This window comes from Megasphaera geminata F0357 (assembly GCF_000239275.1).
Classification (GTDB): Bacteria; Bacillota; Negativicutes; order Veillonellales; family Megasphaeraceae; genus Megasphaera; species Megasphaera geminata.
This window is the reverse complement of sequence record NZ_JH417570.1, coordinates 61,450-76,885: the sequence shown is the minus strand read 5'-3', so window position 1 is coordinate 76,885 and position 15,436 is coordinate 61,450. Positions and strand designations below refer to the sequence as shown.

Annotated in this window: 11 protein-coding genes and 2 pseudogenes; all 13 read right to left on the bottom strand. The window is 50.4% G+C overall.

Annotated features, from left to right (window positions below):
- Nucleotides 1–104: 104 nt before the first annotated feature.
- Nucleotides 105–1,022, bottom strand: coding sequence for a lysophospholipid acyltransferase family protein (locus HMPREF0080_RS01960; protein ID WP_006789457.1), 918 nt, complete (start codon nucleotides 1,020–1,022; stop codon nucleotides 105–107).
- A gap of 10 nt (nucleotides 1,023–1,032) precedes the next feature.
- Nucleotides 1,033–2,058 (bottom strand): UDP-3-O-(3-hydroxymyristoyl)glucosamine N-acyltransferase, encoded by a 1,026-nt coding sequence (gene lpxD / locus HMPREF0080_RS01955; protein ID WP_040346847.1) that lies wholly within the window; start codon nucleotides 2,056–2,058, stop codon nucleotides 1,033–1,035.
- A 13-nt stretch (nucleotides 2,059–2,071) separates the two neighbouring features.
- Nucleotides 2,072–2,491: an OmpH/Skp family outer membrane protein gene (locus HMPREF0080_RS01950; protein WP_040346845.1), complete on the bottom strand. Its 420-nt coding sequence runs from the start codon at nucleotides 2,489–2,491 to the stop codon at nucleotides 2,072–2,074.
- Nucleotides 2,492–2,507: 16 nt separating this feature from the next.
- The gene (locus HMPREF0080_RS01945; protein WP_006789454.1) at nucleotides 2,508–3,440 is read right to left on the bottom strand and encodes an OmpH family outer membrane protein; all 933 of its coding nucleotides are present in this window, start codon (nucleotides 3,438–3,440) and stop codon (nucleotides 2,508–2,510) included.
- 5 nt (nucleotides 3,441–3,445) lie between these two features.
- On the bottom strand, nucleotides 3,446–3,925 hold the full coding sequence (locus HMPREF0080_RS01940) for an OmpH/Skp family outer membrane protein (RefSeq protein WP_006789453.1): 480 nt from the start codon (nucleotides 3,923–3,925) through the stop codon (nucleotides 3,446–3,448).
- A gap of 20 nt (nucleotides 3,926–3,945) precedes the next feature.
- Nucleotides 3,946–5,235 (bottom strand): hypothetical protein, encoded by a 1,290-nt coding sequence (locus HMPREF0080_RS01935; protein WP_006789452.1) that lies wholly within the window; start codon nucleotides 5,233–5,235, stop codon nucleotides 3,946–3,948.
- A gap of 20 nt (nucleotides 5,236–5,255) precedes the next feature.
- Entirely contained in the window at nucleotides 5,256–5,582 is a 327-nt protein-coding gene (locus HMPREF0080_RS11220; RefSeq protein ID WP_280959815.1) for a BamA/TamA family outer membrane protein, read from the bottom strand.
- A 110-nt stretch (nucleotides 5,583–5,692) separates the two neighbouring features.
- Nucleotides 5,693–6,721: pseudogene (locus HMPREF0080_RS01930) on the bottom strand (BamA/OMP85 family outer membrane protein); the annotation flags it as partial.
- Nucleotides 6,722–7,505: 784 nt separating this feature from the next.
- Nucleotides 7,506–8,054 (bottom strand): hypothetical protein, encoded by a 549-nt coding sequence (locus HMPREF0080_RS01925; RefSeq protein ID WP_006789450.1) that lies wholly within the window; start codon nucleotides 8,052–8,054, stop codon nucleotides 7,506–7,508.
- A gap of 143 nt (nucleotides 8,055–8,197) precedes the next feature.
- Entirely contained in the window at nucleotides 8,198–8,830 is a 633-nt protein-coding gene (locus HMPREF0080_RS01920; RefSeq protein ID WP_040346843.1) for a sigma-70 family RNA polymerase sigma factor, read from the bottom strand.
- A gap of 32 nt (nucleotides 8,831–8,862) precedes the next feature.
- Nucleotides 8,863–13,155, bottom strand: a complete 4,293-nt coding sequence (locus HMPREF0080_RS01915) for a translocation/assembly module TamB domain-containing protein (RefSeq protein ID WP_006789448.1) — start codon at nucleotides 13,153–13,155, stop codon at nucleotides 8,863–8,865.
- A gap of 87 nt (nucleotides 13,156–13,242) precedes the next feature.
- The gene (locus HMPREF0080_RS01910; RefSeq protein ID WP_006789447.1) at nucleotides 13,243–14,766 is read right to left on the bottom strand and encodes a TolC family protein; all 1,524 of its coding nucleotides are present in this window, start codon (nucleotides 14,764–14,766) and stop codon (nucleotides 13,243–13,245) included.
- Between the two features lie 35 nt (nucleotides 14,767–14,801).
- Nucleotides 14,802–15,436: pseudogene (locus HMPREF0080_RS01905) on the bottom strand (MlaD family protein); the annotation flags it as partial.

Here is a 15,436-nt window from a genome sequence, read left to right as displayed (position 1 = left end):
CTGTTCACTCTACTTTCCGTGCCCGACAGGTGTCCGGCATATTGAGATATTACATCATAATGAACGGCAGCCGCTTGTCCAATTAATTAGCAAAAACAGGGAGTTCACTCCAGAGCCCCCTGGTTTTGCTTTTCAGTTTTTTCTTTTAACCGTTCCGTCCACTTCCAGCGATGATGAAGCCAGAACCAATCTGACGGATAGGTGCGGATATGCGTTTCCAACACGTCATTAAGGCGTTGTGTCACTTCGTAAACACGCCGCTTCTTCGCCTCTTTATCAAGCGTTTCCCCGTCAGTGAAAGCGCGGAACGGTTTGTGTACTTCAATATGGTGATGATAAGGTTTATCTTCGTGAATAAAAATAGGCACAATAGGGTAATCCTTAACGGCAGCCAATTTGGCCGGCCCGTCGGCAGTGAGCGTATCTCTGCCGAAAAGCTTGACCATAATCCCCGTATAGCCCGGATCCTGATCCATAAGAAGCCCTATCCACTTGCCCTCCGTCAGGAAGCGAAGCATGTCACGAATGCCCGTTTTATAGGTAACATGCTGTTTCATCATCGTTCTGTACTCATTGATGAAAACATCGGAGCCGCCGTTTTGCTGTTGCGCGACAGAGATGAGCGGATATCCGCTCATAGCCAGCCAGGCGCCGAGAATTTCCCAATTTCCCGCGTGAGAAGCCATAAAAACAGCCCCTTCCCCGCTCTCTTTAAGGGCATCCAGATATGCCCGCCCCGTAACGGTGAATTTCTCAAAAAAACCTCGCCGCAGCAAATCGGGATATGACAGTACTTCCACGATCATCGGGCCGAAGCGTAAACTGCTGGCCTTGCCGATATCCAGCGCCGCTGCGGGAGACGCTGTTATCCCGCAGTCGAGGATCTGTTTCTGCGCCAGAATCTTCCGCCCCTTCGGCACAAAGGTCCAGAAAAAATACCCCAGGCCGCGTCCCAATGCCCACCGGCAACGTATCGGAAGGCGGCATATGATAAAGCTGAGAATTTTCATAAACGTATACATACAATCCTCTTTACCGTTTATTTTCCAATTCGGCCAGCCGTTTTTCCATCTGTTTCACCGTTTTGGCCAGGCCGGGCAGCTTTTTAATATAAACCTGCGTACGGCTCCATTCCATATGAGGACGGGCCGGAAAACCCGCGTTAACGGTATTGCTCGGCACGTTTCCGATAATACCGGATTTTCCCGCAAAGGTTACATTATCACCGATTGTAACATGTCCGGTACAGCCTGTCTGGCCGGCAAAGGTAACGTGATTTCCCGTTTTTGTACTGCCGGCAATACCGGTTTGCGCGATAACGAAGCAATCTTCACCTATTTCAACATTATGTCCTAAATGGACGAGGTTATCGATTTTTGTGCCGCGGCCGACCTTGGTGCTGCCGAGTGTACCGTTATCAATCGTCGTACAGGCGCCTATTTCCACATCATCGCCGACAGAGACATTGCCGATTTGCGGAATGCGCGTATGTCTGCCGTCTTCCGTATCGGCGAAGCCGAACCCTTCCCCGCCGATAACGGCATGAGCGCGAATAACCGCATTTCTGCCGATAACTGTATTTTCCATAATAACGGCACCCGGATAAATCGCGGCATTTTCACCGACAGTAACATTGTCGCCGACAAATACATGCGGATAAATGACACTGCGGCTGCCGATACGTACATGCTTACCGATAACGGCATACGCCATGACCGCGACATCCTCGCCGAGACACGCGCTTTCATCGGCAATGGCCGTAGCGTGGATACTCCTGTCTATGCTTTGACGGGGATGAAATAATTCAAGGAGGCGGGAAAAAGAAAAGCGCGGATTCTCTACGATGATAAGCGTGTTCTTACCGGCGGGATACTCTTTTTCCACAATAACGGCCCCCGCATGCACTTGCGGTAAATATTCGGTGTACGGTTCGACGGCAAAAGAAATGTCGTCTGCCCCTGCTTCGGCCAACCCTCTTACATCGGTAATAGTACGGTTGCCGTCACCGATAACGGCTCCCCCGAGAAACTCTGCTAATTCGTTTACCGTCTTCTTCACGCTAAGCACCTCTTTATTGTAATTCGGCAATCAAGTCGTCCGTCACGTCAATCCCGCCGCCAGGGACGGCCTGTTTAATGACGATAATACCGACATCTTTCTTTTTGGCGATATCGGCAAGCTTGGCATCCATATCGGATTTGAATTGGCGCTGCAAGATTGCTTCGTAAATTTTGAACTCCTGCTGCTGTTTTTGCTGTTCTTTTTGAAAATCTTCAGCGCTCATGGAGTTTTTCTCCTGATTCAGCTTATCTTGAACTTCCTTCATCTTTTGGTCATGTTTTTCCACGTATTTTTTGGCAAGAGGTGCTTCCTTCTGCACGCGCTGTACATCGACAACGCCTACTTTATCAGCGCTGCCGCAACCGGTTAAAGCACCCGCCAAGGCAACCGTCGCGATGAGAGCTGTAAGTTTTTTCGTAATGGATTTCATAAAAAGAGCCTCCCTGTTATGCCAGCTTGGCAATAATATCATCTGTCACATCAAGCGCCGTACCCACACCGACATAGTCGCTGAAAATCATGTCAATTCCCTGTTCTTTCGCCACATCGGCCGCACGGGCGCGAATATCCGTCATAATCACTTCTTTTGCGGCATTCATTTCCTGTTCTTTTGCATCAAGCTTTTCTTTCCATTCCTGATTCCAAATTACCGGATCAGGCATATGCAGCAGAGCTTCGCTTCCCTTTTTTAGAAGCTCATCGTTCATATTCTGCCGGCCCTGAAGCTCCGCCTTTGTTGCGGCGGCAAAGTCTTCCAGTTCTTTCCTGGCTTTTTCCTTATACGGCGTCATTTCCGCTTCAGCTTCGGCAACAGCCTGTTCCGAATTGGTGCCGCCGTTTTTTCTCAAGAGTGCGATCAACTCATTGCGGGCGGCATTGCGCTGCGTATCCGTCATAGCCAATGTATTGAGCCGGAGTTGCAAATTCAAAGCCCGTAAACGTTCCGCATCGGACAACGACGGCAGCCGGCGTTCTTTTTCCTTCAGTATTTCTTCATATTTTTGCTGTAAAGCATTATTTATATCGGCCTCTTTTAAGGCGACCTTTGCCCGTAATTCCTGTTCCGCAGCCGCCGCTCCCATAATGCTTGTCTGCTGCATCACTTGCAGAGCTTTCCCGTCTTGTCCCGCTTTCCGAGAATAATGCCATTGCTCGAATTGGTATTCCGCCACCATGGCATTATGTTCAAGCTGTAAGCGGTGGTAGGCGGCATAACCGGGATGACTCATCATGATATGTTCTACATCGGCATATGCAAATACGGGACCTGCTTCAGACACCGGAACCGCCGGCTTATGAACCCCCTGCCAAATACCGAAAATGATGAGCAGCAAAATGACAACGCCGCCCGTATAGGCCGCACGTTTTCGATTAATCATCGCCTCTATTTAGAAGAAGTCAGCTGTTTTGCTACTTGGTCCGTAATATCCTGACCGCCGTATAAAACGACGCTCTTGTCCACTACAAGGCTGAGTCCTTTTGTAGAAGCGACACTGCCGACAGCTTCCTCAAGTTTATCTTTAAGGCCCTTTTGAATTTTTTCCTGTCTTTCAGACATTTCACCCTGCATCTTCTCGAAAAGCTGAGCCTTTTCTTCATCGGACATATTGGCCGATTGTTCTTCAAACTGTTTCTGCATATCCTGAGACGCGGTCTGCAATTCTTTCTGTGCATTTACAATCGCTTCATTATCGGGCGCAAACACTTTACTCGTATCAACGACGCCGATATTGCTGGACGGCGCCGCGTTGACGGGGTTGCCGGTTTGCATAACGGCCATAGCCGCAACGGACAACACGAAAATCAGTGCGACTGCAGCCGAAAAAATTTTAATATTCTTTTTCTTACCCATTTCTGCCATCATAGTGCATTTACTCCTTTACTTTACAAATAACCGATAATACGGAGCCACTGGTCATGCTCCGACAGTATATACTCCAAGCCTATATAATCATGGAACCTATAGTTAATACCTATTTCTTCATCATGATTGGTCATATCCCAGTCGAGGCGAATCCCCCATTTATCATTTAACCGCTGCCGCAACCAAAGGTGGTTACTCTTATCTTCCGTTTCAAACTGATACCCCAGCGTCGTTTTATTCCCCCATTTATAGAAATAGCCGGGAATAAAATTCCATTTGACTGTACTCGGTTTGAATTCAACCTCACCGTAAAGCTCATGATGGCCGCCTATTTTGCGCCCCATATGTAAATTAAGAACGGTATCTTCCTCGTCCTTATGATGATTACTGCCGCTGCGGCTCATATCAATATAAGCGGACGCCCGGATATCATAAAAATCGGTTGTCGACTTGAGGCGGATGTTCATATTCTCCCCGACGGTCAATTCCGGGTTGACATGAAGTTTATACTGTTTTACTGCCCACTGGCCGGCAACGGCCGTTTCCAGGTCTTCCTGGATATCGCGCTCGTGACGCTGCACAAATGCTACGGGAAGGCCTTCAAGCCCTTCATAGCGTGTTTCAATATTCTGCCGCATCTTAAAAAAAAGAACACGCGGAAGATTTTCCGAATCGACACCGACCTTGACGTTGCGCACAACCGGCAACTTCGGCAAAAAGTATACGGTCACTTTGGCCGTCCTGCCCGGCACAATAACGACATGCGGATAAAACTCGGGAATTTTTTGTTCCAGTTCGCTCTCCAGGACGTCTTTGACAGCACCGCTGGCCCAATCAAGAGCATCCTCCGGCAGACCGACGAGGACGTTTTCCACCAACCCCTGTGAACCTTGGATGTCTTTTTTTGCCAGTTCCTGCGCCATAACCGGCAGAGAACCGAAATCAACGGTCATATCGACATTTTCAATCGTATCCCCCCAGGGGCGTACGGTCACGTCGACAATCGTGTCACTGCCCGGTTCAATGACGATGGTTTCGACAGTGTAGCCGATCAAAACCCGATCTACAATGTCATTCATTATTTTCTTATACGCTTCGACGTTCTGCGCCACTTCCCCGTCATCGTGCTCCAGGAGAACACGCCGTCCTACCGTCTGTATACTGGCGGAAATACGCTTGGCCGCCAATGTCGGCACGGGAGATCCTGCAGAATTAAGACGGACGTCCACGCGATCAATCGTAACGGCCGACGCTGTAGAGCAGGCAAGCGCCCACAGCGCCGCTATTACGAAAAGTTTTCCCCTCATCATACACCGCCGTATCGTCGGGGCTAGAACTTACCGCCGAAACTGAAATGGAACTTGCCGCCGTGCTGACCTTCCGCATAATCAAGACGAATAGGCCCGATCGGCGTCGTTACACGCAGACCCACACCGCCGGAGTAATGGATCCCCTTGCTTTCGTGGTACCAGGGAATCTTGCCCGTACCGCCCCAGGCAGCACCCATATCGGCAAAAACAACCCCTTGCACCTTCTTGGCGATCGGGAAACGATATTCAATAGTTGCCGAATACATCTTATTACCGCGGAATTCATCATCTTCATAACCGCGAATCGTATCGGCGCCGCCCAGGGTGAAAAGATCGTTATAGGGCATATCGCCTGTAGCCGCGCCGGCCATAAGGCGGACGGCAATAACGTGTTTAACGCCAACTTGTAGTAGAGCCGGTTTTCAGCGATAAATTTGAAGTAATCGAAATCACCGCCCAGGCCGTGACCGGCCCAAACGCCGGTAAAGGAAAGACGTTTACCGCGCGTCGGATCATAAATGTTGTCACGGTTGTCGAATACATGTGACCACGTCAGGCTGTTTGTCTGGCCGAAATTATTGTCAATATAGTTCTTGTATACCGAAGCGGCGCCGGCCGCTTTTCTCCATGCATCGTAGTTATAAGGGCCGCCTTCATGGCTGAGATACTTCGTCTTTTTCGTTTCTAACGTTACATAGTCACTCACATATTCGCTGCGCACACGGCCATACGTGATGTTGCCGCCGACCGTCTTTTTGCGGTATTCTGAAACGGTATTGCCTTTTTCATCATAATCATCGTACTCCGCTTCTCTGTTAAAAATACTCATGCCGATGGAATCACCGTGCGAATTGAGCCAGGGATGCGTATACGAGAAGGAGTAATTTTTATTACTGTGCGTCTTGCCGCCGAACTCCCAGTTAATGCCGACTTTATCGCCCGTACCGCGGAAATTCGTTTCGCTGAGGCCCAAAATACCCACCAGTCCGTCAGACTGAGAGTATCCGGCACCGATTGTAACGGAGCCGGTCTTCTGTTCGGCTACATCAATTTCCATGATGACATCGTTCGGATTCTTTTCGCCCTGGAAAAGACGAACATTGACATCTTCAAAATAACCGGTGTTATAGATGCGTTCAATACTGCGGCTGGCGAGATTTTTATTGAATACGTCACCCTGCTTGAAACGCAGTTCACGACGAATAACGCGATCTTTTGTTTTCTTATTGCCTACAATAAGGACCTTTTCTATATGTCCTTCGCTGATGCCGATGTGGAGGATCCCCTGTTCATCCATATCGACAGCCGTTACATGGCTGAGGATGTATCCTTGATTGGCGTAGAAACTGTTCAATTCATAAATATCCTTACTGATAATCGTAGAATTGAGAATATTTCCGGGCTGTACATGCAAGGTTTTAATAAGCTCTTCCGTTTTAACGGAATCATTTCCCTGAATATCGATGCCTTTGACGATGGGATTCATTTCCACTTCATAATTCAAGGCGATCCCTTCGGGAACAGGCGTAAAAACGGGTTTAACGGATGCAAAAAGGCCGGAAGAGCCGAGCACATTGAGGTCATGACGAACATAGTTGGCTTCGACGGCATCACCCGTACGCATAGCCAGACGGGGCAGGAACTTCTGTTCCAATTCAGGCACGGGCAACGGGCCGACGGTTACAGCCGTCACCGTTTTACCGGCTACGGCAGAAGCCTGTTCATCGGTCAGGGCATTGCCGTACGGAAGAGACGATTCTTCTTCTTGTGAAATCATGGCAATGGGATAACCGGGAATGCTTTCGTCAACGCGAACCTCGCCGAGACCGCCGACATACGGGAGCCCGCTGGCTTCTACCGCACCGCTCGGAAGAGTTGCGTCCTGACGGGCGGACTCACCGTTTTCCGTTGCCGACTGCACGGGGGCGGTTGCCGGGGACGGCTGAGCGGCGGTCGCCGCCGCCGTTTCTTCGGACGGTTCGTATCCGGTGAGACCGCTTGTCACCGGCTGAGCTGTCGTATCCGTGTCCGTTACGGCCGGCGCTTTAGCCAGCTCCTCATGAGCCGCGGCCGACACGGGCTGTGTCCTTGCCGGTTGTTCACCGCGCTGTATTGCGGCCATTTCATCTGCCGATTCATATCCCGTAAGGGATGTACTCTGAGTCGTCGTCGTTTCGTTGGCCCATACAGGGCATGTCATCATGGCACTCACGACCATAACGGCCAATAGCTTCTTGTTCTGCGTTTTCATTAAAACCCTCCGTTACTTATTATATTGATGCTGTACTGCGCAGACTGTGTCGTGCTGCTCGTACGGTCTCTTGCACTTGCTCATTCGTCATCACTTCGCGTGGCGATGACACTTCCGCCATTGATGGAACAGGCCCGGCAGGCATTTCTCCTGCCGCGGTATCCGCGCTTTTCGCTTCCGCAGCCGGCGGGTTCTGCTGCCGCGGCACAGCCTGTACGGGTTTCATATTATCGTATTGCAGCGGTTCCGCTTTCAACCACCCCGTATCCTGCTGCAGTACAGACGGCTCGGCCTGTATCGGCTCAAGCGGCTGCTGATACCGCAGTGCCGGCCCGAAAACCGCCCAAACGGCGGCCGTTATGACCAGAGCCGTAACGGCGGCGCCAAGACGCATAACGAGCTGACCTGCGCCGTGGTTCTTGCGCAGATTTTTCATTTCCGCTTCGGCCAAGAGCAAATTTAATTCACCCTGTATTTCCGCCCGGCTGCGAAACGATTGTTCCGCTTTATCCAACCAGGCCTTTGCGGAGCGTACGTGTTCCGCCTTATCCTGACCGGCTTTATCCATACGGCACCCCTCCTTTTTGCATATAATATAAATATCCTGCACAAAGGGATTATTTAGTACATACAAAACTTTATGAAATAGCGGCGTTATCTTTATTTTTCAATACATATCGCTATTTTTCATATAAATATGTCCGGTTTACATTAATCGTTCTTCCGCATAAAACGGCCGACCATCCCCCGTATGCGACGGATCCCCCGTTTCTGTAAGCGGTAGACATATGACAGACTTACGTCGAGCGCCGCGGCAACGGACTTCGGCGGCCTGTCGTTGAGATATACGGCTTCCATAATCACCTGCTCCTTTTCAGGCAGCCTGTCCATACAGCGGCATATTTCTTCGATAAGAAGATGACGGCCCGCCGTTTCCGTCAAATCCTCTCCGTTGTCCGGCAGCATTTCCCGTAGTGTCAGTCCGTTTTCGTCGGGTTCATCCACGGAGGGAAGCGCCTGATCTCCTTCCCGCTTCAGATAGTCGATAATTTCACCGCGTATACGGTGGACGGCATAGACGGAGAAAGCCACGTTACGTCGATAATCATACCGTTCAACAGCCTCGATAAGACCCAGCGTCCCTTCCTGCAGGGCATCGGCCAGATTATCCTGCCGTATGTGCCAACGCATGGCTTCTTTAAAGACAAGCGGCTGATACTGCTCTATAAGCCGGCTCCTGCTTGCGGCGCTGCCCTTGTCCTTATAGGCGATCCAAAGGCCGCGCTCTTCTTCTGGCGTCAATAATGTAATTTTCTGCAACTCTTCCAAATAACTTCGGAGCAATCTCTTTCCTCCTCGGACAGGGTAACACAAATCTAGAATGAATACCTCCAGCTCCCGCCGACATATGCATTGTCAGGAGACTTCCACGCATCCACACTGAACCTGCTTCCCAAATTATACTGCATACCGATGCGGTTGTCATTGTGATTAAGGCCAAAGGCGGCAGTTACCATAAAATTGTTAAATAAATATTTCCCCATTTCTATATTGTAGTAGTTTTTTCCTTCTTCTCTGTCATGTGCCGTAATGTCCAGATTGCCGGTCGTAACCGTCAGCATATCAAGAGATAAAACATCTTCCAATTTCTGTGTGACGCCGAGACTGTTGAGCGTAAAGCGAATCCCCGAACCGACAAGCGAGTTTACATCCTGACTGTCCAAAGAACTGTCACGCTTATTGCCGTTGCGCAGAGTGATGAGGGAAACAATTTGAGCCCTTGTCAGAGGCGGATCGGACCGGAAGGTCATATTCATACTGTCCGCACGGCCGTTCAAATTAAGGAAAACCGCATATTGGCCGATACGGGTATTCGCCGCCATATTGACGGCGGGAATGAATGAATTCCCCTGGAAGTCGGCACGGCCTTCCGTAATAGTGAAGCGAGTATCCAAATAGCGAATGCTGCCGTGGCTTACTTCAAAATGGCCCGACGCATAGGGCTGGTTCAGTGTACCTCTAAAGACGGCGTCACCCGTAATCCAGACGTCATAAAGCCCGGAGTTATAGAAACGAACCTTATTCCCGGCCGTCACCGCCAGATCAAGAGCGCAGTCAAAGTCGGATTCCGACATGACCAGAGACAACGGAACATCGATAGTTGCCTTATTAACGTCAACGCTGCCGCCGACAAGAGGCAAATCACCGTCTTTTGACACTGACAAACTGCCGTTTAAGGGCCCTTTATAATAAGTGCAGTCAAGGTTCAAATCGTGAGCCGAGAACGTAATCCTGTAATCCGTCACCGTCGTACCGGACCAGGCCGCGGAGCCTTGAATATCATAGTACCCTTTATCGTCCCTGCCGGACTTATCCATAGTTCCGTGACTGTTAAGAGTCACGGAATTTCCCTTAAAAACGAGGTCACCGTTAACGTTGGCCAACGGGTTAACAATGCCCTTAATTTTAGCATACCCGTTACGCACGGTTACATTGCCGTTGAGCTGCGGGTTTTGCACTGTACCGGAAACGGTTACTTTACCGGCCAATGCGCCGTCCGCTTTTTCCACATACGGCGTAATGAACGTCAGGCCGTCCAGACCGGCATCATCCAATTTCAGGACGACATTAATCGAGCCGTCGCGCGTATCGTCACGCAACGCGGCAAGAGGAATCGTTCCCAGCGCGGTCGCCTTATAGGGACTGCGTGTAAGCGACGCCTGGTTAAGTGTAACAATACCGTTTTTAATATTAAAGAGAGCAAAGGCTTCCGTGAAGGCCACACCGTTCAAGGTACCGCCGTTAAGCTGAATTGAACCTTCCGCCACGGGCGCATCCCCCGTGCCGCTCACATTAAGTGCAAAATCGATGCGGGAATCGACAGGGACGGAGTTCTCATTCAATACGTCCTGTAAAATTTTCGTAGAGAAATTTTTAGCCGCCACTTGAATGTCTACAGGCCCATGCAGCGCATAGGTTCCCTGCGCCGCCAGAATGCCGCCGGCCGCGTTGAGCGCGAGTTTATCGACATGGAGCACACCTTCTTCAAAGGAAACATCTATATCCGACGGATCAACGGGGTGGTCATCGAGCATGCCCTGCGTAATCCTGCCCTTGATCCGGGCGTTGGGATTATGCAGCGTCCCGTCTATGATGATATCGCCGTCCAAACGACCGGTTACCTTGGTAAGCGGGGCTTTTGCAATCATAATAATATTTTCCAAACTGCCGTCTTTTACGGAAGCGCGTGCGGCAATACGATCATTTACAGTATTGTGCATGAGTTCCGCTTCATACGTGCCGTCATCCTGAGTAAACCCGAATTTATGCAGCCGCAGGATACCACCGCCATAACTGAAATCACCGGTCACATTGTCGATCCGAATGGCATTGACAGTAAGCGCCGCCGCCCGTAAAGTGCCGCCGACGGAAGGATTATCCGTCGTGCCGCCGACATGGGCCTTTAACGTCAACGCTCCGGCCAATGAAATATCGTCTCTGCGGATAAATCTGTCCGTTTCCAAATCGGAACCGACAATATCCAGATCCAGCCCGTCTCCGACAGAACCGGAAAAGTGCAAAAGCGCATTATACGCTTCTGCCGTTCCGTCCGTAATATATACGGTCCCGTCATGGAACCGATAGTCGGCGGACACATGTTGATAGAGATAGCCCTTGGCAGAACCGCTTGACAGATTCACACGTCCCGTAACAATCGGATCGTCCAATGTCCCTCTCACATCGGCAACATTATCAATCCAACCGGTCAGGCGCCAGTCGTCGCGCCCTGCCGCCAAAAGGATCTGTTCAAGACGGCAATGCTCCGTTTCAACATGAAGATCCACGTTACGGGAATCAAGATCAACTTGACCCGCTGCCCTGTATGTCCCGTCCTTATATCGACAGGTAAGCGTATTGACAGTAATATTTTTGCCGCTGCCCCGGAGAGAGCCGTAGATATTATCAAAGCCCATGCCGTTGACAGTACCGTCAGTACCGTTAAAATCCATCGACCAAACCGGCTCGGCACCGCTGAAACGGAGCAGCGCTGAAACGGTACCGTCCAGGGAAACGCCGGAAACACCGCTGAATACGTCAAACGGTATATCGTCCGCAATAAGGTCGCCGTCGGAAATACCCGTATTCGTATCATACACTGCATTGCCGGTCACCGTACCGCCGCGAAGGGTTCCGTTAATACCCGTAATATTGATAATGCCGCCGGTATAAAGAAAATCGCAACTGCCACTATCGACAGTCATCCCGTTATAAGACAGTGCATTGCCTGTAAGCCGACCTGCGGCGGCGATTGAATCCCAATCCCCGACAGACCCGCCGAGGACAGCGTCGCCCGAAACGATACCGCTGATGCCGACAGAAAGATACGGGACGGCTTCCAACCGGAGAGATTCGCCGTGTACGATCGCACGCAGTTCACCCGTATCGCTCCGCCAGATGCCCTGTGCGGCAACAGTGCCGCCGCACAGGACGGCGTTCAATTTATCGACGGTCCCGACATGACGGATGTACGCCACATCGGCAGAAAGCGTGTCAATCGCGAGGCCTGCCACACCGATATTATTCGCAGTCAGCTTGCCGCGCATATTGAGATCGTCCGTTCTGCCCCAGACGTTTCCGTGATATCCCGCCGTGCCGGTAATATCAATATTCCGCCCCTTTGTGAGTTCCGCCAGGTCCGCGCCGTCCGCATCAACTGTAAGATTGACTACAGGTACGTCACCGCCTGCTTTTATTTCACCGCGAACGGCCACGGTCTGTCCGTTGATATTGCCGCTTACGTCTTTCAGGAAAACATCCGTATCCGTAACGCTGACATGACCGGACACACTATCGACAAGGTAATCTTTGAATGTTAACGCTCCGTCCGTTATCTCGCCCTGCCCGCTCAAGGAAAATCCACGACGGGATTGCGAGAGATGCACATAGAATTGCTCCGCTCTGCCGCCGGTCAAACGGATATCCGTATCCGCCGGGATAAAAGGCGCGGCATACGACAACGGAATTTCGTCACCGCGAACTTTCACATCATATTCACGCGCGGAACGGCAGCGCACGGACAGGGAGACCGCCTTGCCGTCTATTGTCGCGTCCAAATCCCCCTTGACTGTCGGGAAATCAGTAAGAGACACGCTGCCGTTTATATCTCCGACCGTCAGAGTCTTCGTATTATCCGGGGCAACACGAAAAATCCCGTCGTGAATGACTATATTCGAACGGAGTGTAACCGACTGTTTATCAGCCTGTTTCCTGAATATATTCAACACGTTCCAGGACTGCGTTTTTTCATCCTTCCATACGTGCAAAACAGGTTTTTCAATATCAATTGTATCAATTCCCGCAAAAATATCGTCTTTTGCGGCAACGGTTCTGAGCATACGGAAAGGGCTGAAGGATATATCCGCTTCCTTTCCCTCCAGGACGTTCCGGCCGTGTATATCCCTGACCGCTATATCCGTGAAAACAAGTTTACCCGTCAGGGATATACGCATATCGGAGAAAGAAAGGGTACCGTTCAGTTTTTCATTGGCTGCAGTTGTAACCAGGTCCATTGCCTTGGGCATCCATATAACGCGGGCCCACATGACAGCAGTGAAAAAAACGACTATAAAAATGACAACGGCACTGACAAAGAATTGGTGTCTTTTCATTACATCGTAGCTCCGGCCTATACATTACAGACAAAGAGAGAATTGTAAAATACAATCCTCTCTCCGATTCCACTATAACCGGAAGGCTTATGCCCCGGTCGGTACGACAACGCCTGTGCGGACGTCCATCCCCATAGCTTTTTCCAATGCGGCAATGCCGACATTATAATCATACAAAGCCTGAATATTGTTTGTTCTCGCCTTATCAAGATTGAGCTGCGCATCGAGGACGTCCAAGTTAATGCCTACACCCGCCTGATAACGGACTGTGGCAATTTTGAAGCTTTCCGACGCTTGAGTGACGACGGTCTGCGTTGCCTGAACTTTTTGAGCGGCGCTGCGAATGGCAAGATATGCCTGTTTTACTTCAAGCTGAACGCTTTCACGGACTTTCTGTTCATTTTCTCTGGCCTTCAGGAGCCCTTCTTCGGCTTCTTTTATCTTTGCGTGCGTCGCGCCGCCGTCCCAAAGGGAGTAAGAAACGGTGCCCGTAATCTGCCAGCCTTTATTTTTCGTACCCGGAAAGTCGGTGTCGTTCCAGTTACGCCCTGCGCCGACAGCAACTGTAGGCCGGTTGCCGGCTTTGGCGATACCGATGTTTTCATCCGCTTTTTCCACCGCCAAAGCGGCCTGCAATACTTCGGGGCGATACTTCATGGCATAATCGATCGCTTCTTCCAGGGACATATTATATTCATTAAAAGGCAGGCTGTGATCCGCTAATTCCAGACGCGTATTCACAGGCAGACCGAGAATATTGTCAAGGCTCGCTTCCGCGTTGGCTACGTTATTGGCAGCCGTAACGGCATCGGTTTTAGAGTTTGCCAGAGACACGTCCGATGTGAGAACATCGAGTTTGGCTACGGTACCGACGTTATATTGGGCCGTTACATTTCTGACATGTCCTTCCAAATTCGTTACGGACGTATCATACACGTCTTTTAACTGCTCATAAGCCAAAAGGCCGTAATATGCCGTAATGGCGTCAAGCTTCGTCTGTTGTTCCACACGAAGAATTTCTTCCTGCGCGCTTGTTTTCTCAAGCTTGGCAACTTCCGTAGCTCCTTCAACCTTACCGCCCGTATAGAGGGGGATATTCACGGAAAGGCCGTTCGTAAAGCGGTTGCCTATGGCAGAAACGCCTGTCCCGGTCTGCGCGGAACTGCGGGACGCGCTGAAAGAGTAATCCACTTGCGGCATTTTACCGGCACGGGCTTCATTGATCGCGTATTCAGCAGATTTCAAGTCATAGTGTGCCATCTTAATGTCGCGGTTATAATCAAGGGCAACGCAGACCGTCTTCGGCAAGTTAAGCTGCACCGCTTCATTCGGCGCTACGCGGCCGACGACAATCACCGGATCGGCGCCTTTTTTCTTAACCGTTTTTGCGGCACGTTTCAGTATGTTGCTTTGAATTTTCTGCGACAATGTTTCACGCAGTGCCGGCGGTACATCCGATTGGCGTTCGGCTGCAAGCGGTGCGGACGCGACAGCAGTATTCATCGACTCCAAAGAAACGGGACGCACATCCTGCTCGGCCGCAAATACAGCGGTACTGACAGACGAGAACATCATAGCAACTAAAATTTGTTTATACATTTTTTTATTCATTATAGAAACCCCCGTTATAACCGTTATCGGATATATTAGAAGATATAATTAATGCCGTAATAATTACCGCCGTCATCTCTGTCCATAGGACGGGTAAACTGTCCCATGAAAAAAATATGAGGGCGAAGCTGATATTGGGCGGTCAAGCGGTAACGCCAGTCATTAGGATCATACCCTTCAAGAGAAAGGCGGAACTTATTATGTGTAAATAAATCCGCACCGACACCGAACTTACCTCGAATCAAGCCGAACCGGCCGGTAACGGTCTTTCCCTCACGACCATATTGTAAGTTTAATTTCGTACCGTCACCGATACCTTCGGCTCCCACCAGAGCAAAGGAATCACGGCGGTACACCTTAAAATTTGCATGGCCGCCTACGCTGTTTTTTGTATCATTATACAACAAGCCGGCATCTCCTTCTACCCGTATCTGGTGGTCTCCGCCGAGAATATGGTTCACCCGTTCCGAGATTTGAGCCGTATTATGGAGAGTTTTACGGATATCCGCACTGCTTTGCGGGTCGGTGGCAATGCTTTCCATCCGGCTCGCAATAACAGTAAACCGATCTGTAATCGTTTTAATATTTTCAAGAGAGTTTCTCATATCGGAGCTCATCTTGCCGTCACCGTCCATGCGCTGTACCGTTTCATTGAGCTGACCCGTCACGG

What these genes read in the sequence shown, in the direction of transcription:
- HMPREF0080_RS01945 (WP_006789454.1), bottom strand. Translation starts at nt 3,440, where the DNA reads ATGATTAATCGAAAACGTGCGGCCTATACGGGCGGCGTTGTCATTTTG.
- HMPREF0080_RS01960 (WP_006789457.1), bottom strand. Translation starts at nt 1,022, where the DNA reads ATGTATACGTTTATGAAAATTCTCAGCTTTATCATATGCCGCCTTCCG.
- HMPREF0080_RS01915 (WP_006789448.1), bottom strand. Translation starts at nt 13,155, where the DNA reads ATGAAAAGACACCAATTCTTTGTCAGTGCCGTTGTCATTTTTATAGTC.
- HMPREF0080_RS01950 (WP_040346845.1), bottom strand. Translation starts at nt 2,491, where the DNA reads ATGAAATCCATTACGAAAAAACTTACAGCTCTCATCGCGACGGTTGCC.
- HMPREF0080_RS11220 (WP_280959815.1), bottom strand. Translation starts at nt 5,582, where the DNA reads ATGCCCTATAACGATCTTTTCACCCTGGGCGGCGCCGATACGATTCGC.
- HMPREF0080_RS01935 (WP_006789452.1), bottom strand. Translation starts at nt 5,235, where the DNA reads ATGATGAGGGGAAAACTTTTCGTAATAGCGGCGCTGTGGGCGCTTGCC.
- HMPREF0080_RS01925 (WP_006789450.1), bottom strand. Translation starts at nt 8,054, where the DNA reads ATGGATAAAGCCGGTCAGGATAAGGCGGAACACGTACGCTCCGCAAAG.
- HMPREF0080_RS01940 (WP_006789453.1), bottom strand. Translation starts at nt 3,925, where the DNA reads ATGATGGCAGAAATGGGTAAGAAAAAGAATATTAAAATTTTTTCGGCT.
- HMPREF0080_RS01910 (WP_006789447.1), bottom strand. Translation starts at nt 14,766, where the DNA reads ATGAATAAAAAAATGTATAAACAAATTTTAGTTGCTATGATGTTCTCG.